The following is a 20,394-nucleotide window of genomic DNA, read 5'->3' on the forward strand; positions in this document are numbered from 1 at the left end:
AACTATGTTCCGAGCACCCAGCTGCTGAGCTGATAGCTGGCATACAGTTCATCGCTGTAGACCATCTGCGCTCGGTGGGTCAGTTGGCCGTTGGCATCGCTCACCGACAGCTGGGCAACGCCGGTGGCCGGGGTCCCGGCAGCCGTCAGTTGCAACCCGTCGTAGGCACCGCTGACCACCTGGCGCACCTGGCCTGCCGGGGTCATCAACTGGGTCGTCGAATGCAGCACCCGCCCCTGCGTGTCCACCGCCAACTGGCTCTGCGAGTGCGGCGCACCGCCGGCGCTGCGGGCACTGTAGCGGATCGCCAGGCCGCCGCCGGCCTGGGCACTGTAGTCGGCCTGGCCACGGGTGGCGACGCTGACCCCGTCCGGGCCGTAATGCACCATGGCCACGCCCTTGGGCGGCAGTTGCCCACGCACCGGATCGACCAGGCTACTCAACAGCTCTTGCACGGGATGACTGTTCATATCGGCACTCCTTCGCGAACGGCAGCAGGTTCGAGCACCTGCGCCAGATGGTCGAGCAAGGCCACGCCCTCGGCACGGGTGGTGGCTTTCTTGTAGGAAAAACGCATGTCCAGGCTGACCCGCGTGCGCCCGCTGTCGTTGCGCATCGAGCCATGCCCGAGGTAACCGCCGTCAAACACCAGGATCTGCCCGTAACGCACCGGCACCGGGGCGAAATCGCCCTTGCCGTAGTCGCTTTCCAACCACAACGTGGCGCCGTCCTGGACATCGGTGAAGGGCATCCAGAAGTTCACCTGGTCGATCCGCTTAGTGACGCAGATGTCGTGGTGAAACGAACTCACGCTCGGCGTGCCGGCCAGGTGCACCCGCAGCTTCGGGTGGCTGGTGTAGGAGATCCCGCGCCCCACCAGCGGCGCCAGGCGTTGCAACATGAAGCTGTGGTAGAGCCGGTAGAACGCGGCATCGGCCGGTTGGCGCTCCATCATGCCGGTCAGCGTGAGGTTGTCTCGCGGGCGCAGGCGCCCTGCCCGGCTGCCCGCTGCGGCCTGCTGCTGTTGCAGGTAGTGGTGCAGCAATTCCAGGCGCTGCACCTTGAACACGTCCCGCGACAGCAAGGCGGCAAACGGATAGCGCCGGGTGTCGTAGTCCAGCAGCACCCAGCGGCGTTGCGGCCGGGGCCCGGCCGCTAGCACCAGCGCGGCGCGGTCGACCCCGGCGGTCAGGGCTGGCGCTTGCATCATCACAAGGCCTCCGTGTCGTCCTGACGCAGGCGTTCAAGCACTTGACGCACCAGCCGCAAGTTGGTGCGCGCGCGGTCATAGCCGTGCCAGAGGAACAGCCCGCCCTTGTCGCTGGCCTCGACCATCTGCCCGACCAGGTGCGCCCAGGCCCAGGCCGGCAAGCCCAGCCTCGGGTTGGCCAGTAGCTGGCCGATGTGCTGCGGGTCGAGCAGTGCCATGCCGCGCAGGCGGATCGGGTGATCGGCAGCCGAACGGCCGTCGCCGTGCAGCAGCGGTTGCAGGGTGATCGGGTCGAGCACGATCTCCAGCTCGCCCGAAGCCAGCGCGGGTGGGCCATCGGTCCAGGCAATGCGCCCGCGTTCCAGCTTGAGGTTCACCACCACGCCGGCGATTTCCAGGCCGCCATGGGTGAGGCGCAAGGTCAGCATTTCCGCCAGGCGGCCATGCACCAGGCGCAAGCGATAGTCACCCACCGCCCAGCCGGGCAGATCGTCCGTACGGCGGGTCGACAAGGGCAGGCGCAGGTCGCCGATCAGGGTTTCCCGGCCATTGAAGGTCAGTGCCTGCTCCAGCGCCATACCGTCACGCAGGACCGCCACCCCCTGTGGTGCCAGGGGCGCGGGCACCATCCTCAGGTGCGTGCCCCTGGCCCGATAATCCCCCACCGCCAGGCACGCCGGACGTGCCAGCGACTGGCCGCGCAGGGCCACCTTGAACGCGCTGCCGGCACTCTCTCCCGCCGGCCAGACCAGCCCGATCCAGCTACGCAAGCCCGGCACCGACAGGTCCGACTGCAGGTAGCCGGAAGTCGGGTTGCCGGCTTCGGCCTTCCAGGTCAGCACCCCGGCCTGGTAGCGCACGCCGATCAGGCGCTGGCCGTTGAGGTCCAGGCGCAGGCCGGCGTTCTTGATCCGGCAGAACACCGACAACGTCAGTTGCCGGGCACTGTCCATGTAGAAGCCGGTCCAAGGCGCCAGGCTCGATTGCAGCAGCGCCCCCAGCTCACCGGTCATGCGCGGCCAGTCCACCGTCAGGCCGGCCTTGCGCGACCAGGCCGCCGCCGCGCCGCGCAAGCCGCCGGGGGCGGCGTTGTGGATCGCCCGCGACAGTGCCGCGCTTGCCGAGGAGTAGGTCAGCAGGTGTTCCAGCGCCTCGCGGTTGCCCGGGTGACGCTGGGTCTCGCTGCCCTTGGCCGCCAGCTGCACCGCCCCCGGCTCGCGCTGGGCCAGCAGGTGCCGCTCGCGCGCATCCAGGCCGCCGCCCCAGGCCAGCAAGGCGGCTTGCGGGTCGGCGCGGTAGCGTTCGCGCAGCCCGGCATCGTCGCTCAAGGCCAGGACAAAGCGCCCGGCAGCGGTGTCCGGCTGCCATTGGTAGCTGGCCGGCACATCGAAACCGGCGAAGTCACTGAAGGCCCGCCGCTCGCGCTTGTCATAGCGGTCGATCACCCGCAACGGCTCGGTGGCCGCACGCACCGGTTGACCGGGGCGGATCAGCCCCAGCCGCTCAAGCATCACCGGGTCGGACTGCCCCGCCGAGCGCGGCGGCAGGTAGAAGGTCGAGATGCCGGTGACCCACGACTGCGCCGCCGGGTCACGCAGGCTGGCCAGGGTCTGGTGGTCGATCAGCGGGTCGATCCCCGGGTACCGCGAGCCTACATAGTTGATCACCGGGTGGTCGGGGCCGTACAGCGCTTCGAGGTAGTCCAGCAGCACGGCGAAGTTGCTGTTCAGGTAGCCCTGGCGTCGATAGCCCAGCTCACCGATCAGCCCCACCTGCCACAGCACCAGGTGCAGGCCGGGGTCGGGCTGGCGTCGGCGGATCAGCATGTCGGTGGCTTCATACATCTGCATCCCCGGCTGGCTGGGGTCGACCCCCAGGTCGGCGCACAGCGTATCCAGCGCACTGACCGCCGCGCGCATGGTTGCCTGGTGCCCTTCGCGGCGAGCGATGGTCACCGCACGGTGGGTGGACAGCACGAACACGCCGGGGTGGCCGTAGAAGATTGCCACCACATGGGCGCCCTCGCGCACGTAATGCAGCATCGCCTCGGTCATCTGCATGTAGGTCAGGTAACGTGGCTTGCTGTCGTCATAGAGCACGTACAGGTCATAGGCATCCGGGCGTTCGGAGAGAATCCAGATCTTCGTCGCCGGGTCGGCGACACAGTAGAAGACATGGTCGGCCGCCTGGATGCGCGCTTCGTCGCTGCGGGTAAAGCCCGAAGCTTCGATGCCGGAGCCGAGGATCTCCAGGGTGCCGGGGCGCACCGGTGGCGTCAGCAGCGCAGCATCGTCGGTGACCAGCGGGCCGCGGGCGGCGATCTCGCGGGCCAGTTTGCGCCAGCGACGGCGGTGGCTCTCGATATCCGGGTAGCCGTTCTCGGGGATCTGTGGGCGTGGGGTGGTCATGCTCATTGAGGCTCTCCTTCACGCGCTCTGCGTGGCCAGGTAATTCATGGCCACCGTGGCCCCGACTTTCACCGGCAGGGGCTTGCCCTGGTAGGTGGTGTTGCCCAGCACCTGGAACGCCAGGTAGGTGTTGTTGCCGCTGTCGGCCTTCATGCTGTTGACCACATTGGCCTGGTCCTGGTCGGACCAGCGCCAGGCTGCCGCCTCGTTGTCGGCCTGGGTATTGCCGGTCTGCAACAGCGACGACAGGGTCACCTGCAGGGTCTGCACGTGGTCGCTGTCCTGGCTGTTGGCGTAGACGTCCTGCACGTATTCGCTGAAGGTCTGCCAGCGTGTCGCCACCGGCGTGCTGTCCTGCAGCATGTAGTTGACCAGCAGGCCCAGGCCGGTGCTCTGGCGCGGTTGCAGGTTGGCGATGTCCTTCTCGTCCTGGTTTTTCCAGGCCTCGAGGATCTTGCTCACGCTCTGGAAGGCGACGTAGATCACCGCGCCCTCGATCAGGGTCGGCAGCGCCTTGGTCATGACCCAGTTGCCGATGCTGTTGAGCACCTTCATCACCGCGCCCGGCTGCACATCGACGTCGGTGTCGATGTCGGTATCGACATCAATGTCGATGTCCGTCTCGGTGTCGGTGACCACGTCGATGTCCACGTCGATATCGACGTCCACATCCACGTCCACCACGGCGATGAAGTCGACGTCGATATCAATGTCGATGTCCACGTCGACGTCCACATCGATATCGATGTCGATGTCCACATCCACGTCCACATCGATGTCGACATCGATATCCACATCGACGTTGACCGGGTCGGCACTGTCGCCAACGCCACTGCCGGGGCCGGCGGTGTCACCGGTGCTGTTGAGGCTGCTCTGGATCCGGCTGGCCAGCTTGGAGACGTTCTGCCCCAACCATTGCAGGCCGTTGGCGACGCTGCCGAGCAGGTTGATCGCGGCGTCCAGAGTCATCGCCAACTGCACGGTGAAGAACGCCCCGTAGACCATGTCGTAGGCCACGGCATACCAGGGAACTTGCGGGTTGGCATAGGACTGGGCAATGAACTGCTGGCCATCGAGGGTGCCGACGAAGCCCCAGGTGATGGTGTCGGGTTTACCTTCCCAAGCCAGGTCGCGGATGATCGCGGTGGTCAGCAGGCCGCCTTTGGCGGTAGCGCCGGCGCTGGCCAGGCTGCTGGCGAGGAAATCCAGGCTCAGGTTATTGCCGCCACTGACCGGGGTGTAGCTGGCCTGGCCATTGGCGATGGTCAGGGTGCCAACAGTGGTGCTCGGCAGGATGAAGCCCATGGAGCTGCCGCTCGGCGGCTCGTAGCAGTAGTAGCTGCCAGGGTAGGCATACAACTGGTTGGTGGCCCAGTAGCCGATGGCCGAATACAGGCCGAAGGTCAGGCCGGGGGCACCGTTGTCCTGGAAGAAGGTTTGCGCGGCGGCGTTGAGCGCGGTGACCGGAGTCTGCTCGACCAGCGCGGCAAAGTTCAGCGAAACAGGACTGTAGGGCTGGCTGGCGAAGGACTGGTAGAAGCTCCAGCCGGAGGTGGCAATGCTCACATCGGCGCTGCCCAGGTCGATCAGATTGCTGCCGCTGATCAGCACGTTGCTGACCGCGACCTTGAGCGGGAACTGGTCGCTGTGGCGGGTGACCACGACACGGGCCAGGGCCTCGCTGGTGCTGAAGCTGGCATTGTCGTTGGCCGCCACCGACCCCAGCAGGGTGTAGGTCGGCACATAGTCGGCGGGGTTGGTCGAGGGCGGGTCGGTCTGTGCCGGCGACATCGTGGTGTAGACGTCCAAGGCCTCGGCCGTGGTGTTGTTGACCTGAATGGGATAGGTGGCAGCCATGTCAAAGCATCTCCATTGGGTGATTGATCGCGCGGGCGCGCGGGGTCTATTTTTCGAGCGGTGACTTCACTTCCACGACTTTCTCCTCGCCTTCACGGACTTCCTCCATGTCCTCCTGCACTTGCTCGCTGACCTTCAGGGTTTCCCGGGTGACTTCGAGCGCGGACTCGATCCGCTCGCCAAGCTGGTGGCTTACCTGGGCGCCCATCTCGCGGATCACCTGGGGGATCTGCGCGTGCGCATCCAGCAGTTCGCGGGTGGCAAGCGAGAGGTCCTTGCCCAGGCTTTCCCGGGCTTCGAACAGGTTGCCCTGCACTTCCTGCAGGCCCCGGGTGATCTCGATGGCGCCCAATTCCCGCACCTGCTCCTGCAGCGTGTTCAGGGTGTCGCCCAACTGCTCGCGCACCACTTCCCGGAGTGTTTCCGGGATGCTCTCGCGCAGGCGCTTCACCAGGCCCGCGAGCTCGTTGATCATGGGCAGGGCCTCATGCACGCCAGCCAACTCCTCACGAAGCTGGTCGCGCAGGGCATCGCTGACCTCCTGCGCCACCGCCTGGGCATCCAGCACGGCGACTCGATCGATCGGTTGGTTGGCAGCGCGCCGCGACTTGAAGTAGCCGACCACCGCGATCACCGCGCCGACGATGGTCACCACCGAAGACACCAGGCCGATCAGGCTCATGGTCAGGTTGGCGATGTCGAGGGTGCCGAGGCCCTCGGTGTCCTTGGCCGCTGCTGCCGTCGCGTTGGGGGTGGCCAGTGATGCGCCGATGCCGGTATCGCTCGGCACGGCGATGACCCGTTGGCCATCGAGGCTCCCCACCAGCACCGGCAACAGCCCCGCCGCCGCAGGCCCGGTGACCCAGCCAGCGGCCACGAACGAGCCGATCAGCGTTAGCGCGCCCGTATCGCTGAGGCAGCCGTTGGCGTAGTTCAGCCGGGTGGTGGTGCCCCCCGTTGGGGTCCATTGCAGTTGCAGGCCGCAGGTGGGATCGCTGGGGTCGGCAATCGTCGCGCCGGCCTGGCGGCGAAAACCGATGCGGCCCAGCGAGGCCGTGGCCACCCCCAGGTAAGGCGCCGCTTGCAGGTCATATTCCAGGCCCGGCGCAGCGTCGCTGGCCATGCTCCAGAGGTAGGCGTAGTTGCGCGCCCAGCTCAGGGCCAGGCCGAACTGGGTGGCATCGATGGCCTGGAACGGCGGGTGGCTGTCGAAGAACCCGCGCAGGATCGCATCAGCGTCGGTGCCGGGGTTTTTCAGGCTGGCTTGCAGGCTGTCGATCAGGTCGCTGGCCAATTGCGAGCTGGGCGCGGCCATCAGGTTGCGCACCAGGTTCAGGGCCTGGCCCATGGCCGCGACTTGCACCTGGCCCAAGCTGAGTTGCTGACCCGGGTTGGCTTCAAGGTCAACGACCCCACTGGCCACGGGAAACAGCGAGCTGGCGTCGGCCAGGACAATGCCCTGAGGCCCGGCCGGCAGCGCCACCCGGGCTTGCGTATGCGGCGCCAGCACCAGGCTGCCGTCTTCCAGCGCCAAGCGCCGGCTGTCGGGGCCGAGCACCAGGCCGCCGTGGTCAAGACGGGCCACCTGCACCACCACCAGGCTCAGGTCGGTGTCATTGCGCAGGGCCAATGCAAAGGGTGTGTTCTGGGTAAGGGGGGCAGCAGGCATGAGATCCTCCTTGGTCGACGTATGCAGCCAGGGCTGCTCGTACTGAAACCAGGAAGGAAATCAATGAAATCAGGGGCACAGGCCGTGGCATGACAGGCAGGGGCGTGCGTCAACCCTTGCGGCCAGGGCAGTCCTTTGCTGGCTTCCAGTCTCTTCCTGAGCGGTCGTTGATAGCGATGCGTGATGCAATATAGCCAGCGCTGAAGGGGCAACTTAGATTGTTTGGCGATACGTTTTCTTGCCTGGAAAAATAAGCAAACGCGAGATGAAACGCCTACTCCAGCGCCCGCAGGACGTTTCGTACGAGTTTGCCTGCCGAGAGGCCAGCGCTACCAACCAGGAACGCAAATCGAACGCGCACCGCAGCCAATGGTCGACATCATTACGGGATGATGACTTCAGTCCCCCGACGCTGCATCAAGGCAGCGCCTGGACATCGACGGAGACGCATACATGGTCATTCACTTCAGGACCGCCGGGCACCTTGCCTGTGGTCACCACGGCGCCAACCTGCAATCGAGTACCGAGCTGAACCGGGTGAAGTGCCGCAGCTGCCGCAACACCGATGCCTACAAGGAGGCCCGTCGCGACCAGCGCAATGCCGCCCGCCGCGCAGCCCGCAAGGCCAAGGCCACGCATGCCGCCAATGATTGGCGCAGTGAATGGGTGGAACGCCTGACCGCGATGTCCGGCTTGCAGCGCCTGCCGCGCGGGTTCGGCTCACAACCGTTTGTCTAGGTAAGCGGCCGCTGAGCGGGGCACGTTGGTGCTACGGCACGCCCCTGCCCCGCTCGTACTGGCCTAGGATCTGGCTGTATTGTGGTGACACCAGATAAACACCGCTGCCAGCAGCAACGGCAACACCACTTCGACTATTTCACTCTTGCCGCTGATGCACTGCAGGGCGGTGGTGACCAATACGACCACAGCCGCAAAGAGGCCAATCATCATTGGCCAGCGCAGGTACGTCGGGAACATCGTTTCACTCCATTGAGCGACCGCAGGGCGGCGTTGGGTAGGCGGTGGGAGGATTAAGCGAAACTCGACCTGGCATGAACACAACAGGTCGAGCGCATCGGCCGAAAGCCGCTCGCGGAGTCTTATCGTACGGGGGGGCTGGGTACGTGGCATGACTGAATGTTGACACATTCTTGTCAACATCCACTATCAAGCGGTCAACAATGACCTTCTGCTATACACTTCGGAAGACGTGGATCAGAATGGAATCATTCAGCATGGGGTCATGCTCAGGACTTCTACCTGAACAATGTCAATACCAATACCGACTACCTGGCAGACAGCACTGGTGCCGGGTTCGATCTGTCCCAGTTGCTGCCCACTGACCAGGCTTCGTACACCGAGACCTCGTTGCAGAACCTGGCGTTGGTGTAAGTTTCCTGGGACTGGAAAGAGTTGAACAAAAGGAGGTGTATTTCATGGAAATTTCTAAAGGCATACCTTTGGCGACAACGTCGCGCAGCATTGCAGAGTTGAATCTTCCGCAGGTCAAATCGAACGCCAACTTCGCTCATGACCTGAAGGCCGCAGCTGAAGGTCTGCGTAAAGCCGAAGAAGTGGAACGAGGCATAGGTCGTCTTGATGCCGATAACGCTCCCCATAATGCAGCCAACGTTGTCATGAAGGGTGATCAGCTTGTTGCGACAATTTACAAGTCTGGCGTGGTAGCGGTTACCGACGCCTACGCCGCACAGCTGAAAAACCTGAATCTCCCTGGTGATAACTCTGGAGAGTTGGGCTCGCTTCGTGCCGCAATGATAGCGAAGGCTGTAGGCGGGGAAGTCATGAATGCAAACACATCTTCCTCTGCTTCCTGGCAATCTCGCTTTTCAGCAAAAGCATAGCGCCAACTGAGCCAGTCTTTAACCCGCTCATAAAAAAGCCCTGCTTCGGCGGGCTTTTTTATCGCACGCTATTCGCAGAAAAACATTGCGCACGATTGGCATGCAATGAGCACAACTAGGTTCTGTCTGAAATTCATAGAAACCGAACGCCAGTGGCGCGAACGCTGAGATTTTGTATGGTTTTCAGCCATCTATGGAAAGGAATCCTGTGATGGCTAAGCGCTACGAAATTTCGGATGAGGTATGGGATGTGCTCGCTGATCTCTTCACCCCAACCCACACCAGAGGCCGACCACGATCAAGTGATCGCCTGATGCTCGATGGCGTGCTGTGGTTGTTACGGCCAGGTGCTGCCTGGCGGGACATGCCCGAGTGTTTTGGGCCTTGGCGTACGGTTTATCACCGCTTCCGGGTTTGGCGAAACCGAGGAACTTTTGATCAGATGCTCAAGCGATTACATCTCAAGCTCAATGATCAAGGGCTTATTGATCTACAAATCTGGATGATCGATTCAACTGCTGTTCGTGCTACCCGCGCCTCATCAGGTGCAGGTAAAAAAGGGGGCCTGATGAACCCGCCGACCTTGCTCTAGGCCGAAGTCGCGGTGGCCTCACCACCAAGATTCACATGCTCTGCGACGCCAACGGCGTGCCATTGCGCTTTCTTCTTTCAGGCGGTCAAGCCAGCGATATCAGCTACGCACAGCCATTGCTGGACGAGGTCTGCATCCCGGCGAGCAAACGCGGCCGACCTCGCAAGCGCTGCCGCTGGCTTCTGGCTGGCAAGGGCTACGACGCTGATGCACTCTGGCGTTACTGTGAGCGATATCGTATGCAACCGGTTATTCCTTTGCGTGCGATGAAGCGCAAACCCAAGCCAGGATTGCCCCGCCTGTTTGATCGTCCCAAGTACCGCCAACGTAACGTGATCGAGCGTATGCTCGACTGGCTGAAAGTGAATCGCCGAATCGTGACACGCTTCGACAAGCTCGCAAAAAGTTATGGAGCGATGGTCTCGTTGGTTTGTGTCATGCGGTGTCTACGACACCTTTGTTCAGACAGAGCCTAAGAGCCCTGATCGCCGTTGATCTCTCTTAAGTCCTCAGAATCAACCTGCACGCACAGCCGACCGCGCTAGCATGTTTAGATTCTTCCACAGAATAACAATCAGAGGGGGAGTGAACAGCTGCGTAATTGCATGGGATTGACCACCCATTTGCATTCGACTAGACCAGTCATTGGTGCAGGATGTGACCAGCTAAATGGGTGGCGATGACCGGCGGAAATCGGCCGATTCTGTTGAAAAAGTCTGCCATGGTTTGCGCATCAAAAAAGCATGTGCCAGAGATTGAAATCTTTACTTTTGGCAGAGGCTTCCGGACTCGGATTTCACGTAGCAGCGTGCAAAAAAGGCGTTTTCACCAGTCAATGATCAGGCCGTTTGGTCGGACCGACTTTTTCAAAAAAATCGGCCAAAAGCAGACCATGAGCGCGCTGCTAAACTCCACAAACAACCAAAGCCATGTCGACTTTCCTGCTCACCTTATGTCTCGTTTCTGGTGCAGCGCTCAAGCAAGCAGGGGGTTCCCGATGGGTAAGGCTGATCGCTAGGCGACTGTTCTCCGCGCTGATTGTTGAGCGGGTGGTCGCCTAACAGAAGTGGCAAAATTACCGGAGAGAAGACATGTGCCATGGTCGCTTTTCGACTTTGAGCTATATTACATTTTGCCTCCTGTTCTTCATCAGCGAAAGTCACGCCAGTTGGTGGGGCGCGTTTTTAAATTCTGGAGAAGAGGTAGCGAAACTTGCGAAAAAAGCCAGTGTCGTGACAGGCCGTGCAGTATTAAAGACACTTCCCAAATCGCGACAGGGGGCGCACGCCCTAGAAATTTCAGGTAGCGAGGTTCGTGCTATTGATATCGCGGGGCGTGAAATTGTAATAGCCACTATGTCGACCGGTGCTGCGATGACTCTAACACCTCAGGGGACTGCGCTTCTTAAACAAGTGGAGCTGATTGTTTCTGAGATAGACATCAACCGTCTAGAAAATATAGTACGAGATGCAATAAAAGCGTCAGGCAAACCTGCGTTTGTTGTCAGCGAGACTGGCACAGTCGGCCGTTTGGTCGTTCGCGCCACGCCTACAGGTGAGACTCTGCTTATGGAAAAATATCCGGGAATATTCATCAGAATAGGAGAGCATTCAGGCGAGTTGAGTTGGGCGCTTGAGCGGCCATTCCAGAACGACAAGATTCGAGTTGTATCGCTCATGGATCCTTCTGATGCGGACGAACTGGCAAGACTTGACAAAGCAGTTGGAGAGTACCATATACCAGCCGGGTCAAATACGCCTAGCGAAGCCGTTCATCAAATACGCTCTCAACGCGAAAAAATAGTATTCATAGTAGGTCATGTAGAGAAAGACAAGTTCATAGTTCGCGATTCCGCAGGTCAAATCAAGAGTGAAATCTCTTTTTCCGAACTGGAGGATGCAGCAGAAAAAGCCGATGCATCACTATTCCTTCTTGGATGCTCAGCGGCGGCATGCTCAACTACATCTGCCTTTATCGACCCAGTAAATGCCTTACGAGTTGCGGATGGTTTGAAGGACGCAATTTCTCGCGCAACATTAGGTGATGCTTTATCTGCATTGTCGACTGCTGGCGACCTAGTGGTCAGTTCAAAGGTTGTGCACTCCGCTCGAGTGATGCTTTTCGCAGAGCAGAAAGCTCTACTCGTCGACAAGCGAATAGAAAGTAGTTATCGCGTACTGAAGTTAACAACTGTTGGGCGTGAGCGCGCGGAAGAATTGGCCGACCGAATAGTTCCATACATTCCATCATGGGTACAATATCCGTACTTCGCTGGAGCTTTCTTCCTCATATTTTCTGCTCGCAGCATCGTGCGTGAATGGAAAAGCTTTCGCACTCCAGCCCCGGCGTTTGCACGAAACCCAATTATTTCCACCTTGGTAAAAGGCATTCGAATACTCGGTTTTGCGGTTTTAATGCCGTTGGCGGTTTGTCTCAACCTAGCCATCATTTTAGGAGCTTGGGTAGTTGGAACAGTACCGCTTTTTATGACTTTGGGCTGGACTAGTTTGGTGCCCGCTTATTTTGGCTGGAAATGGTCTCGACACTTTGCAGAAGAAGCAAATGGCGAGCCCTGGACAGTCAGATACCTAGGGATACCTCTGTTTGTGGGGGTTATAGGAATTCTGGTCGCTATTTTAATGTCTCCAATTGAGCTATTTAGAGGCATTGAGTACGCAGACCTGCAAACGCGGCTCATCTATTGGATTGTAAGTGGCAGCACTTCAATGCTCATATCTGCTTTCGCACTGCGCTTCTTGACTCGAAGAAACAGCAACTGGAACCCTGCCGATATCCCGGGACTTGTAATTGCGGGAGCTCTTTTGCTGATTGAGTTTTGTGTATCCAGAGTGCTTCACAAGGGAGACACCGCAGATGACTGACACAGCTATACTCTCGATTCAATCAATTGTGGATTTGCTAAATCGCCGGAAACCTGACGCACTTACGCGTTTACAGTCGGAGTATCCATCGTATAAAAGCGCACTCGAACCCGGTAAGAAACTCGGTGATGATTCACTTCCGTCATCGCAAATGTTACAAGACCTCGCGCAGCAGACTATAGCTGTAGCTAAGGAGGAGGGCCTGGCAACCTCGCAGAGGATACAGCGAAGATTCCGTATGTCGGCCCGTCTTCGCCTGGCCGGTGCAGTTGTTTCATCATTGTCCTCGGCCGGAATTATCGCAGCTCTGACTCAAGGCTCCACTCGAGCTGCTTTGGTAAGTGGATGCATCGCGTTTGGTTCATCATGCTTCACGCTGGTCGCGCAGTATGTTGAGGACTATGCAGGTGGACAGCAGTCGCTCAAAGATCTACGGGAACGTGTAGCCACACATACTACCTGCATATGGGAAGTTGAGGCCGAATTGAAATTAATGGTAGCTCTAAACGAATCTGGCGGCATAGAGGAACTAGTGCGGAAACTTAATGTGGCCGTGGCCGCTATTCGGCAAGCACAGCTAGCAGTTCCATGAACCATGTGGAAAGTTGAATTTTCCGAAGGTATCCTCCGCTCTTCATCGACCAAAAAATCAAATCCAGCAATCCGTCAGATAATTACTCTTTTTGCCGCCCGCTGAGTTCGCACTTTAGGTTCTGTCTGAAACTCATAGAAACCGATGGTCTCGTTGGCTTGTGTCATGCGGTGTCTGCGACACCTTTTTCAGACAGCGCCTATGAGTCCTAATCGCCTCGACTGGAGTACGAACCGCGAGCTTGAACTCCTTACCGAATTGGCGCATTGGACCGCCGAGCCTGACGATTACGAGCGGCGAGTATTCGGTAGCGAGTAAGGACATTACTTTTTTCCAGATATAAAATAACCGCCCGTAGGCGGCTTGTTTTTATGAATTCAAATGCAGCTTTTTACTGATTCAGAGACATCACCCCTGCCTACTTGCATCAAGGCGATTCGCTGAAAATGACGAACCGTCGAGCCAGTTGAAGTCTTTGAAACTTCCAAAAGCTCATCGGTTTGCCCTACACCTGGGTTGGCCATCACCAAACGATACCCTGTCTCAGTTTCGGTCATTGCCGACTCGGCGTTGAGGTCTTGCCACTTAGGGAAAACGCATAAGGCATATTGCTTCGGCAGTTTTTTGGTTGCCGAAACGAATACAGCATCACCTGACTTCAGCTCTGAAGGAGTGGTGCAACCTGCCAGCAGCGCCACCGCTACCGCCCCAATCAAAATTCGCATGCCGTTTCCTCGTTGGTTTGGCGGGACTGTAGCATTTCCGAATTCAAAATCTCGTAGGCGGTAACTTTTTCCAATGCGTCGTCGATGCTTAAAATTGATGAATTGGACCTTCAATCAACGCTTCAAAGCATCACATTGCGCACGCAGGTCTCTGTCGGAGATCGAACCGCAACTACCGTTGTTGGTTTTCGCATTACACAGATAGCGCTGATCTCTGTCGTCAATGCTATTGCAGCTGCCTCCGTTGGTTTCAGCATTGCAGGCGTAGCGTAGATCGCGGTCGGAGATCGAGTTGCAGCTTCCATGGTTGGTCTTGGCATTGCAGTAGTAACGCTGGTCACTGTCGCTGATGCTGTTGCAACTACCCCCATTAGTTTCCGCGTTACAGGCATATCGCAGGTCGGTGGCGGAGATCGAGTTGCAACTGCCGTGGCCCTCCTTCGCTTTGCAATAAGCACGCTGATCCGAATCACCAATGCTGTCGCAGCTGGCAAAGGTATAGCCGCTAATCATCATCAGCAGGACAAAAATCAGTTTCATCTCTTTCTTCCTTGGTTTGCCGGGAGGCTACCCGGTATTTTTAACACCTAGCGTGCTCTGCGCATCGGTATGTCAAATTGACACTATCAAAAGAAAAAGTTCCCGAGGTTTACCCGCAATTTACCAACTGGCCGGGCATCCAGCGTGGATGGAATGCCTCGGGCCTACCGTAGAAGCTTTGTGCCTCCAGCAAGCCATGCGAGGGAATGACAATGGCACAGATAACTGCAAACACGGCGTTACACGTTACCCAGGTAGCAACCACGCTACTGGGCGGCGCACCGGAGTGGAGCAACGCTTACGGAATCGGAGCCACCGTACCTGCTTCCGGTATTTACCGATGCACAGGATGCGGCGACGAGATCACTTCCAACAAAGACGACAAATTCCCCCCTCAAAACCGACACCAGCACGCTAACCAATCGGCCCCCGTACAGTGGCAGTTGATCGTCAAAACCCAAACAAAAGCGTAAAGGACTTGCCCAGTCCTTTGCCTGCAAGCCCATGGACTGGGGTATTGATGACCTAGGTTCTGTAGGAAAGGAGATGTCGCAAACACCGTATTGAACAAGCCAGCGAGACTATAGCGGCATAGCTTTTCGCGAGCTTGTCAAAGCGTGTCACGATCCGGCGGTTCTCTTTCAGCCAGCCAAACATGCGCTCGATGATGTTGCGCTGACGGTACTTGGGCCGATCAAACAGTCTTGATAAGCCAGGCTTGGGTTTGCGCTTCATCGAGCGCAGCGGGATGATTGGGTTTCTCGGTATTTCGTACAGCGCCTAAGACCTGGCTGTGTTGTGGTGACACCAGATAAACACCGCTGCCAGCAGCAACGGCAACACCACTTCGGCTATTTCACTCTTGCCGCTGATGCACTGCAGGGCGGTGGTGACCAATACGACCACAGCCGCAAAGAGGCCAATCATCATTGGCCAGCGCAGGTACGTCGGGAACATCGTTTCACTCCATTGAGCGACCGCAGGGCGGCGTTGGGTAAGAGGGGTGGTAGCTGAAGCGAATCTCGACTTTACTGGTAGGCATGTGAAAAACCCGAGAACGGGGGCCCTGCCATGACCGCACCACGCGTTGTACTGCTGGCACTGATCGTGATTGTCAGTGGTTGCAGCACGAACTCACGAACCTTTCATAACCAACCTCTGGTATCGAAGGTTCAAAGCGGCATGAGCATGGAGCAAGTCGAGCAAATCGGCGGAAAGCCGCTCGCGGTGTCTGACCGTACGGTGGTTCTGGGTACGTGCTATGACTATATGTTTACAAAATCAAGTCAGCGCCAGCCGTACAACGTCAGTTTCGACGGCAAAGGCAAAGTGGACCACAGCGGCTTTACCACCTGCGCAGAATGGAGCAACGCCCAACAAAAATCCCGCCAAGCCCCTAAAAGCAAGGGTGTGACTGGAGGGGCTGGGTATTGACGGCATACAGGGCAAATTCGCCCCACAAGCCCTTGGCGCCGAGTTGCGGAAACGATGGGTATAGTTGCGAAAACGATTGGCTTTTTCGCAGGCCACAAAAAAGCCCCGCAGACGTTGATCTGCGGGGCTTTCGAATATGGAGGCCGAGGTCGGAATCGAACCGGCGTAGATGGATTTGCAATCCACTGCATAACCATTTTGCTACTCGGCCATAAGATAAGACAAATACAATGTATTTGCTCTATCTCATTGATTACGCTGGGAATTTTTATTTCCCCTCGCTTTCAATGGACGCAATTATGTACGTATTCGCAGACGCTTGCAAGCCCCTGATTTCAAAAAAATTATTCTCCGTTTCTTAGCGTTGGGGCCCCGCGCTCGGCAGCGGCGCCTTGTCTGCTGCCTGCTGCTCATCACTGCTGTCAGGCGGATTCAAACGCTGCTTGCTGAGCAGCTCGAACAGGGTGAGCATCTTGGCGGTGCTGGTCGGCCCCTCAAGTGACTCTTCGTCGATCTGCCGCTGAGTGTTCTGGATGACATCCATGCCATAGCGCGCCAACTCTATGGCAGGCATACCTTGGTAATGCCCAAGAATCTCTTTCAGCGATTCGACGATTTGCCCTGTCTGAGCGCTCTCATCGCGCATGCGCGCTGCGATTTTCTGATTCCACTCACTCTGCTGCCGGTAGGACTCGCTCAACGCAGCGTTGCGCTCGTTAACGGTAAAGTCGCCGCTTTCATCATAGGCTATCGCCGCCAGCTCCTTGGGGCTGAGCCCACTGAACGGGTTACTACCCTTCCCGTGCATAAAAATGGTTGCAGCCTCAGCCCGGGCCAACCGTTCAGGGTCGCCACTCGATGGGACTTCGGCATCATGAAGCTCACGGTAGGCAGTGTAGGTAATACCCTGAAGCCTGCTCCAGACCTCCTCGGCTTTTTTGAAGAGTTGATCTCGCGACAGACTTGAGTCTCGTTGTTCCGCACGAGCAACAGCAGCACTCAACTGTTTCGCAAGTGACGAGAGGCTTTCTTTTATTCCTTCTTCGACAGGGCGCGCAATGGGCGTAACGGCTACTGCCACGCCAGGTACAACAACGCCTACTGACATCATGTTGGCTGCCGAACCATAACCAATCAAACCAATCACAAGTACCCCTCCAGGGCTGAAATACAATGTCCACTCCTGAGGAGAATGGACAGTTTTCATCTATTGCGCGCGCACGTGCTACTTCATGGTGAACTCGACATTCCACTCGCGGGTCGTAGCATCAAACGAGGTTATGTTGGCCGTACATACCGCACCTGCACTGGGTGTTGCAGTTTTGTTCCACTTGGGCACCCGAACGCCTCCACTTCCGACGCCAAGCGTGTAGGTGGTTGAGAACTGGCAGACCTTCCGGCCCATGACATAACGAACCATTGCCGCATTGGCATCGGGGCTGACCTTGCTTTGAACACGATAGGTCGTGAGCGTACCACCGCGAACAGTGACCTCCGGTGTAGGGCTGGCATTTTGTTTGGTGCTCGCCTCGTTGGCAGTTACCACTGTGTAAACAGCATCCTCCACTCCAATATTCTTAACAGTTACCGTCACCGTCGGGCCAGCATTGGCAACCGTGGAAAACACCGTAAGCCCAAACAAAACTCCGCCAATCAGAACGCGCAAAACGGTCATACAAACCACTCCTTTCTTGTATTTTTCGACCGTATCACACCCCACAACAAATAGAATTGAACAGTGCGTTTAGCAAACTAACCGCCCCCATAGAAAGTTCACACATCCGCTCCTACAACTCTCAAAGAAGAGGAACTTCCCCCCACTGTTCAGGCACCCTGAAAGATCAACTCGGCAGCCTTCTGCGCCACTCTCGGCACAGCCACATGCAGTTGCTGATCTACCCGGCCACGCTTTGGCCGAGCTGCCGGTTGCGGGTTGGCCATCGCACGCCTATGGTGCATGCGCAACCTTTACGCCTGTCACAAGGAGTGTACCGACATGCATAGCCCTTCCAGCCCCGCCGTGCTTGCCCTGATTGGCAACACGCCGCTGGTGCGCGTCAGCCGTTTTGATACCGGCCCGTGCGAGTTGTATCTCAAGCTTGAATCGCAAAACCCCGGAGGCTCGATCAAGGATCGTATCGGCCTGGCGATGATCGACGCAGCAGAACGCGATGGCCGCCTGCGCCCCGGCGGCACCATTGTCGAAGCCACCGCTGGCAACACCGGCCTGGGCCTGGCCCTGGTCGGCCGCGCCAAAGGCTATCGGGTGGTGCTGGTGGTGCCGGACAAGATGTCGACCGAGAAGGTCCTGCACCTGAAGGCCATGGGTGCCGAGGTGCACATCACCCGTTCCGATGTCGGCAAGGGTCACCCCGATTACTATCAGGACGTCGCCGCGCGCCTGGCCGCTGACATTCCCGACGCCTTTTTCGCCGACCAGTTCAACAACCCGGCCAACCCGCTGGCCCACGAGAGCAGCACCGCGCCGGAGATCTGGGCGCAAATGCAACATGACGTGGACGCCATCGTGGTCGGCGTCGGCTCGGCGGGCACCCTCACCGGCCTGACCCGCTTCTTCAAACGGGTGCAGCCGGAACTGGCAATGGTGCTGGCCGACCCGGTCGGTTCGGTGGTCGCCGAATACAGCCGCAGCCGGGCCATCGGCAGCGCCGGTTCGTGGGCGGTAGAAGGCATCGGCGAAGACTTCATCCCCTCGATTGCCGACCTGTCCAGCGTGCGCCACGCCTATTCGGTCAGCGACGAAGACAGCTTCGCCCATGCCCGCCAACTGCTGCGCGCCGAAGGCATCCTCGGCGGCTCTTCCACCGGCACCCTGCTGGCCGCCGCCCTGCGCTACTGCCGCGAGCAGACCGAACCCAAGCGGGTGGTCAGCTTTGTCTGCGACACCGGCACGCGTTACCTGTCGAAGGTCTACAACGACCAATGGATGACCGACCAGGGCTTGATGCAACGTACCCGTTATGGCGACCTGCGCGACCTGGTCGCGCGCCGCTTCGAGGATGGCCGGGTGATCAGCGTCGGCCCGGACGACACCCTGCTCACCGCCTTCCAGCGCATGCGCCTGGCCGATGTGTCGCAACTGCCGGTGCTGGTCAATGGCAAGCAACTGGTCGGCGTGATCGATGAGTCCGACATTCTGCTGGGCGTTTACGAAGACGCGTCGCACTTCAGCCGAACCGTTGCCAGCGCCATGACCGGCCAGCTGGAAACCCTGCCGCCCAATGCCAGCCTGGCTGAGCTTCAGGCCGAGCTTGACCGTGGCCTGGTGGCGATCATCGCCGATGCCTCGGGCTTCCATGGATTGATTACCCGCTCTGATCTACTCAACCATTTACGGAGATCCCTGCCATGAGCCAACACGATAAACCGGCAGCCGCCCACGGCTTTGCCACGCGGGTGATTCACGCCGGGCAGTCGCCAGACCCGTCCACCGGGGCGCTGATGCCGCCTATCTATGCCAACTCCACCTACCTGCAACAGAGCCCCGGCGTGCACAAGGGCCTGGACTACGGCCGCTCGCACAACCCCACGCGCTGGGCGCTGGAGCGTTGCGTGGCGGACCTTGAAGGTGGCAGCCAGGCGTTCGCCTTCGCCTCCGGGCTGGCGGCGATTTCGGCAGTGCTGGAGCTGCTTGATGCCGGGGCCCATGTGGTCTCCGGCAACGACCTGTATGGCGGCACCTTCCGCCTGTTCGAGCGGGTACGCCGGCGCAGCGCCGGGCACCGCTACAGCTTTGTCGAGCTGACGGACCTGGCGGCGTTTGAAGCCGCGCTTACCGATGACACGCAGATGGTCTGCATCGAGACCCCGAGCAACCCGCTGCTGCGCCTGGCGGACCTGGCCGCCATCGCTCGCTTGTGCAAGGCGCGGGGGATTCTCTGCGTGGCCGACAACACCTTTGCCAGCCCGTGGATCCAGCGGCCGCTGGAGCTTGGTTTCGATATCGTGGTGCATTCGACGACCAAATACCTCAATGGTCATTCCGACGTGGTCGGTGGTATTGCGGTGGTGGGTGACAACCCTGATCTGGCCGAGCGCCTGGGTTTCATCCAGAACGCGGTGGGGGCGATTGCCGGGCCGTTTGATGCGTTCCTCACCTTGCGCGGGGTGAAGACCCTGGCGTTGCGCATGGAGCGCCACTGCAGCAATGCGCTGGAACTGGCGCACTGGCTGGAGCGCCAGCCGCAGGTGGCGCGGGTGTATTACCCCGGTTTGCCGTCACACCCCCAGCATGAGCTGGCCAAACGGCAGATGCGCGGATTTGGCGGGATGATCTCGATGGACTTGAACACTGACCTTGCGGGCTCCCGGCGCTTCCTGGAGGCCGTGGAGATTTTTGCCTTGGCCGAGAGCCTGGGGGGTGTGGAAAGCCTGATCGAGCACCCGGCGATCATGACCCACGCGACCATTCCGGCAGATACCCGAGCGGCGCTGGGCATTGGTGATGCGCTGGTGCGCTTGTCGGTGGGGGTCGAGGACGTGGAAGACTTGCGCGCAGACCTGGCGCAGGCGTTGGCGCGGATCTGAGATGTCATTGGCGCTGTGAATCATGTGGGAGCGGGCTAGCCCCGCGATCTGCCGCAAAGCGGCAGCAAAACCAGT

At 59.2% G+C, this 20,394-nt stretch carries 19 protein-coding genes, 1 tRNA gene and 1 pseudogene; 8 read left to right on the forward strand and 13 right to left on the reverse strand.

The features are described from left to right. Window positions 1-2 precede the first annotated feature (2 nt). From M5G11_RS16040 to M5G11_RS16060, 5 genes are read right to left on the reverse strand one after another with little or no spacing between them, the layout of a single operon-like run. Entirely contained in the window at window positions 3-470 is a 468-nt protein-coding gene (locus M5G11_RS16040; protein WP_273910587.1) for a hypothetical protein, read from the reverse strand. After that, window positions 467-1,210 (reverse strand): phytanoyl-CoA dioxygenase family protein, encoded by a 744-nt coding sequence (locus M5G11_RS16045; RefSeq protein ID WP_273910588.1) that lies wholly within the window; start codon window positions 1,208-1,210, stop codon window positions 467-469. The genes M5G11_RS16040 and M5G11_RS16045 overlap by 4 nt, the downstream gene beginning before the upstream one ends. Beyond that, window positions 1,210-3,624 carry an SAM-dependent methyltransferase gene (locus M5G11_RS16050; protein ID WP_273910589.1) on the reverse strand — a complete coding sequence of 805 codons (2,415 nt, stop codon included), beginning with the start codon at window positions 3,622-3,624 and terminating at the stop codon, window positions 1,210-1,212. The genes M5G11_RS16045 and M5G11_RS16050 overlap by 1 nt, the downstream gene beginning before the upstream one ends. Before the next feature lie 12 nt (window positions 3,625-3,636). Further along, window positions 3,637-5,475 carry a hypothetical protein gene (locus tag M5G11_RS16055; protein WP_273910590.1) on the reverse strand — a complete coding sequence of 613 codons (1,839 nt, stop codon included), beginning with the start codon at window positions 5,473-5,475 and terminating at the stop codon, window positions 3,637-3,639. A gap of 46 nt (window positions 5,476-5,521) precedes the next feature. After that, window positions 5,522-7,144 (reverse strand): hypothetical protein, encoded by a 1,623-nt coding sequence (locus tag M5G11_RS16060; RefSeq protein WP_273910591.1) that lies wholly within the window; start codon window positions 7,142-7,144, stop codon window positions 5,522-5,524. 453 nt (window positions 7,145-7,597) lie between these two features. Between M5G11_RS16060 and M5G11_RS16065 the strand changes: the two genes are divergently transcribed. After that, complete coding sequence (locus tag M5G11_RS16065; protein ID WP_273910592.1) at window positions 7,598-7,882, forward strand: hypothetical protein; 285 nt, start codon at window positions 7,598-7,600, stop codon at window positions 7,880-7,882. 63 nt (window positions 7,883-7,945) lie between these two features. Here the strand turns inward: M5G11_RS16065 and M5G11_RS16070 are convergent, their stop codons facing one another. Further along, a complete protein-coding gene (locus M5G11_RS16070) occupies window positions 7,946-8,122 on the reverse strand; it encodes a hypothetical protein (protein WP_273910593.1) in 177 nt (58 codons plus the stop codon). Window positions 8,123-8,580: 458 nt separating this feature from the next. On the opposite strand from M5G11_RS16070, the gene M5G11_RS16075 reads away from it, so the two are divergent. The 4 genes from M5G11_RS16075 to M5G11_RS16090 all read left to right on the forward strand — a co-directional run bounded on the left by M5G11_RS16075 (window position 8,581) and on the right by M5G11_RS16090 (window position 13,072). Then, on the forward strand, window positions 8,581-9,006 hold the full coding sequence (locus M5G11_RS16075) for a hypothetical protein (protein WP_273910594.1): 426 nt from the start codon (window positions 8,581-8,583) through the stop codon (window positions 9,004-9,006). Window positions 9,007-9,217: 211 nt separating this feature from the next. After that, a protein-coding gene (locus tag M5G11_RS16080) for an IS5 family transposase (protein WP_420793809.1) occupies window positions 9,218-10,074 on the forward strand; the annotation gives its coding sequence in 2 pieces (ribosomal slippage) (window positions 9,218-9,566 and window positions 9,566-10,074; 858 coding nt in all). A gap of 615 nt (window positions 10,075-10,689) precedes the next feature. After that, on the forward strand, window positions 10,690-12,480 hold the full coding sequence (locus M5G11_RS16085) for a hypothetical protein (RefSeq protein WP_273910596.1): 1,791 nt from the start codon (window positions 10,690-10,692) through the stop codon (window positions 12,478-12,480). Beyond that, on the forward strand, window positions 12,473-13,072 hold the full coding sequence (locus M5G11_RS16090) for a hypothetical protein (RefSeq protein ID WP_273910597.1): 600 nt from the start codon (window positions 12,473-12,475) through the stop codon (window positions 13,070-13,072). Before M5G11_RS16085 ends, M5G11_RS16090 begins: the two co-directional genes overlap by 8 nt. 377 nt (window positions 13,073-13,449) lie before the next feature. On the opposite strand, the gene M5G11_RS16095 is transcribed toward M5G11_RS16090, so the two are convergent. The 4 genes and pseudogenes from M5G11_RS16095 to M5G11_RS16110 form a co-directional block, all read right to left on the reverse strand. Then, window positions 13,450-13,797 (reverse strand): hypothetical protein, encoded by a 348-nt coding sequence (locus M5G11_RS16095; RefSeq protein ID WP_273910598.1) that lies wholly within the window; start codon window positions 13,795-13,797, stop codon window positions 13,450-13,452. 114 nt (window positions 13,798-13,911) lie between these two features. Beyond that, on the reverse strand, window positions 13,912-14,337 hold the full coding sequence (locus M5G11_RS16100; protein WP_273910599.1) for a hypothetical protein: 426 nt from the start codon (window positions 14,335-14,337) through the stop codon (window positions 13,912-13,914). A gap of 525 nt (window positions 14,338-14,862) precedes the next feature. Then, window positions 14,863-15,122 (reverse strand): annotated as a pseudogene (locus M5G11_RS16105) (transposase); the annotation flags it as partial. Further along, a complete protein-coding gene (locus M5G11_RS16110) occupies window positions 15,118-15,294 on the reverse strand; it encodes a hypothetical protein (protein WP_273910600.1) in 177 nt (58 codons plus the stop codon). The pseudogene M5G11_RS16105 and the gene M5G11_RS16110, both read right to left, overlap by 5 nt. 114 nt (window positions 15,295-15,408) lie before the next feature. Here M5G11_RS16110 and osmE point away from each other — a divergent pair, with 114 nt between their 5' ends. Next, entirely contained in the window at window positions 15,409-15,771 is a 363-nt protein-coding gene (osmE, locus tag M5G11_RS16115; RefSeq protein WP_273910602.1) for an osmotically-inducible lipoprotein OsmE, read from the forward strand. A gap of 137 nt (window positions 15,772-15,908) precedes the next feature. On the opposite strand, the gene M5G11_RS16120 is transcribed toward osmE, so the two are convergent. The 3 genes from M5G11_RS16120 to M5G11_RS16130 all read right to left on the reverse strand — a co-directional run bounded on the left by M5G11_RS16120 (window position 15,909) and on the right by M5G11_RS16130 (window position 17,446). After that, window positions 15,909-15,982, reverse strand: a tRNA-Cys gene (locus M5G11_RS16120). Between the two features lie 147 nt (window positions 15,983-16,129). After that, window positions 16,130-16,918: a hypothetical protein gene (locus M5G11_RS16125; RefSeq protein WP_273910603.1), complete on the reverse strand. Its 789-nt coding sequence runs from the start codon at window positions 16,916-16,918 to the stop codon at window positions 16,130-16,132. Window positions 16,919-16,996: 78 nt separating this feature from the next. Next, on the reverse strand, window positions 16,997-17,446 hold the full coding sequence (locus tag M5G11_RS16130) for a hypothetical protein (RefSeq protein ID WP_273910604.1): 450 nt from the start codon (window positions 17,444-17,446) through the stop codon (window positions 16,997-16,999). 321 nt (window positions 17,447-17,767) lie between these two features. Between M5G11_RS16130 and M5G11_RS16135 the strand changes: the two genes are divergently transcribed. Together M5G11_RS16135 and M5G11_RS16140 are read left to right on the forward strand one after the other, a co-directional pair. Beyond that, window positions 17,768-19,144 (forward strand): cystathionine beta-synthase, encoded by a 1,377-nt coding sequence (locus M5G11_RS16135; protein ID WP_273910606.1) that lies wholly within the window; start codon window positions 17,768-17,770, stop codon window positions 19,142-19,144. Then, entirely contained in the window at window positions 19,141-20,319 is a 1,179-nt protein-coding gene (locus M5G11_RS16140; protein WP_273910607.1) for a trans-sulfuration enzyme family protein, read from the forward strand. The genes M5G11_RS16135 and M5G11_RS16140 overlap by 4 nt, the downstream gene beginning before the upstream one ends. The last annotated feature ends 75 nt before the right edge of the window (window positions 20,320-20,394 follow it).

This window comes from Pseudomonas fontis, from assembly GCF_028656955.1.
In the GTDB taxonomy this organism is placed as follows: Bacteria; Pseudomonadota; Gammaproteobacteria; order Pseudomonadales; family Pseudomonadaceae; genus Aquipseudomonas; species Aquipseudomonas fontis.

What these genes read in the sequence shown, in the direction of transcription:
- M5G11_RS16040 (WP_273910587.1), bottom strand. Translation starts at nt 470, where the DNA reads ATGAACAGTCATCCCGTGCAAGAGCTGTTGAGTAGCCTGGTCGATCCG.
- M5G11_RS16045 (WP_273910588.1), bottom strand. Translation starts at nt 1,210, where the DNA reads ATGATGCAAGCGCCAGCCCTGACCGCCGGGGTCGACCGCGCCGCGCTG.
- M5G11_RS16050 (WP_273910589.1), bottom strand. Translation starts at nt 3,624, where the DNA reads ATGAGCATGACCACCCCACGCCCACAGATCCCCGAGAACGGCTACCCG.
- M5G11_RS16055 (WP_273910590.1), bottom strand. Translation starts at nt 5,475, where the DNA reads ATGGCTGCCACCTATCCCATTCAGGTCAACAACACCACGGCCGAGGCC.
- M5G11_RS16060 (WP_273910591.1), bottom strand. Translation starts at nt 7,144, where the DNA reads ATGCCTGCTGCCCCCCTTACCCAGAACACACCCTTTGCATTGGCCCTG.
- M5G11_RS16065 (WP_273910592.1), top strand. Translation starts at nt 7,598, where the DNA reads ATGGTCATTCACTTCAGGACCGCCGGGCACCTTGCCTGTGGTCACCAC.
- M5G11_RS16070 (WP_273910593.1), bottom strand. Translation starts at nt 8,122, where the DNA reads ATGTTCCCGACGTACCTGCGCTGGCCAATGATGATTGGCCTCTTTGCG.
- M5G11_RS16075 (WP_273910594.1), top strand. Translation starts at nt 8,581, where the DNA reads ATGGAAATTTCTAAAGGCATACCTTTGGCGACAACGTCGCGCAGCATT.
- M5G11_RS16085 (WP_273910596.1), top strand. Translation starts at nt 10,690, where the DNA reads ATGTGCCATGGTCGCTTTTCGACTTTGAGCTATATTACATTTTGCCTC.
- M5G11_RS16090 (WP_273910597.1), top strand. Translation starts at nt 12,473, where the DNA reads ATGACTGACACAGCTATACTCTCGATTCAATCAATTGTGGATTTGCTA.
- M5G11_RS16095 (WP_273910598.1), bottom strand. Translation starts at nt 13,797, where the DNA reads ATGCGAATTTTGATTGGGGCGGTAGCGGTGGCGCTGCTGGCAGGTTGC.
- M5G11_RS16100 (WP_273910599.1), bottom strand. Translation starts at nt 14,337, where the DNA reads ATGAAACTGATTTTTGTCCTGCTGATGATGATTAGCGGCTATACCTTT.
- M5G11_RS16110 (WP_273910600.1), bottom strand. Translation starts at nt 15,294, where the DNA reads ATGTTCCCGACGTACCTGCGCTGGCCAATGATGATTGGCCTCTTTGCG.
- osmE (WP_273910602.1), top strand. Translation starts at nt 15,409, where the DNA reads ATGACCGCACCACGCGTTGTACTGCTGGCACTGATCGTGATTGTCAGT.
- M5G11_RS16130 (WP_273910604.1), bottom strand. Translation starts at nt 17,446, where the DNA reads ATGACCGTTTTGCGCGTTCTGATTGGCGGAGTTTTGTTTGGGCTTACG.
- M5G11_RS16135 (WP_273910606.1), top strand. Translation starts at nt 17,768, where the DNA reads ATGCATAGCCCTTCCAGCCCCGCCGTGCTTGCCCTGATTGGCAACACG.
- M5G11_RS16140 (WP_273910607.1), top strand. Translation starts at nt 19,141, where the DNA reads ATGAGCCAACACGATAAACCGGCAGCCGCCCACGGCTTTGCCACGCGG.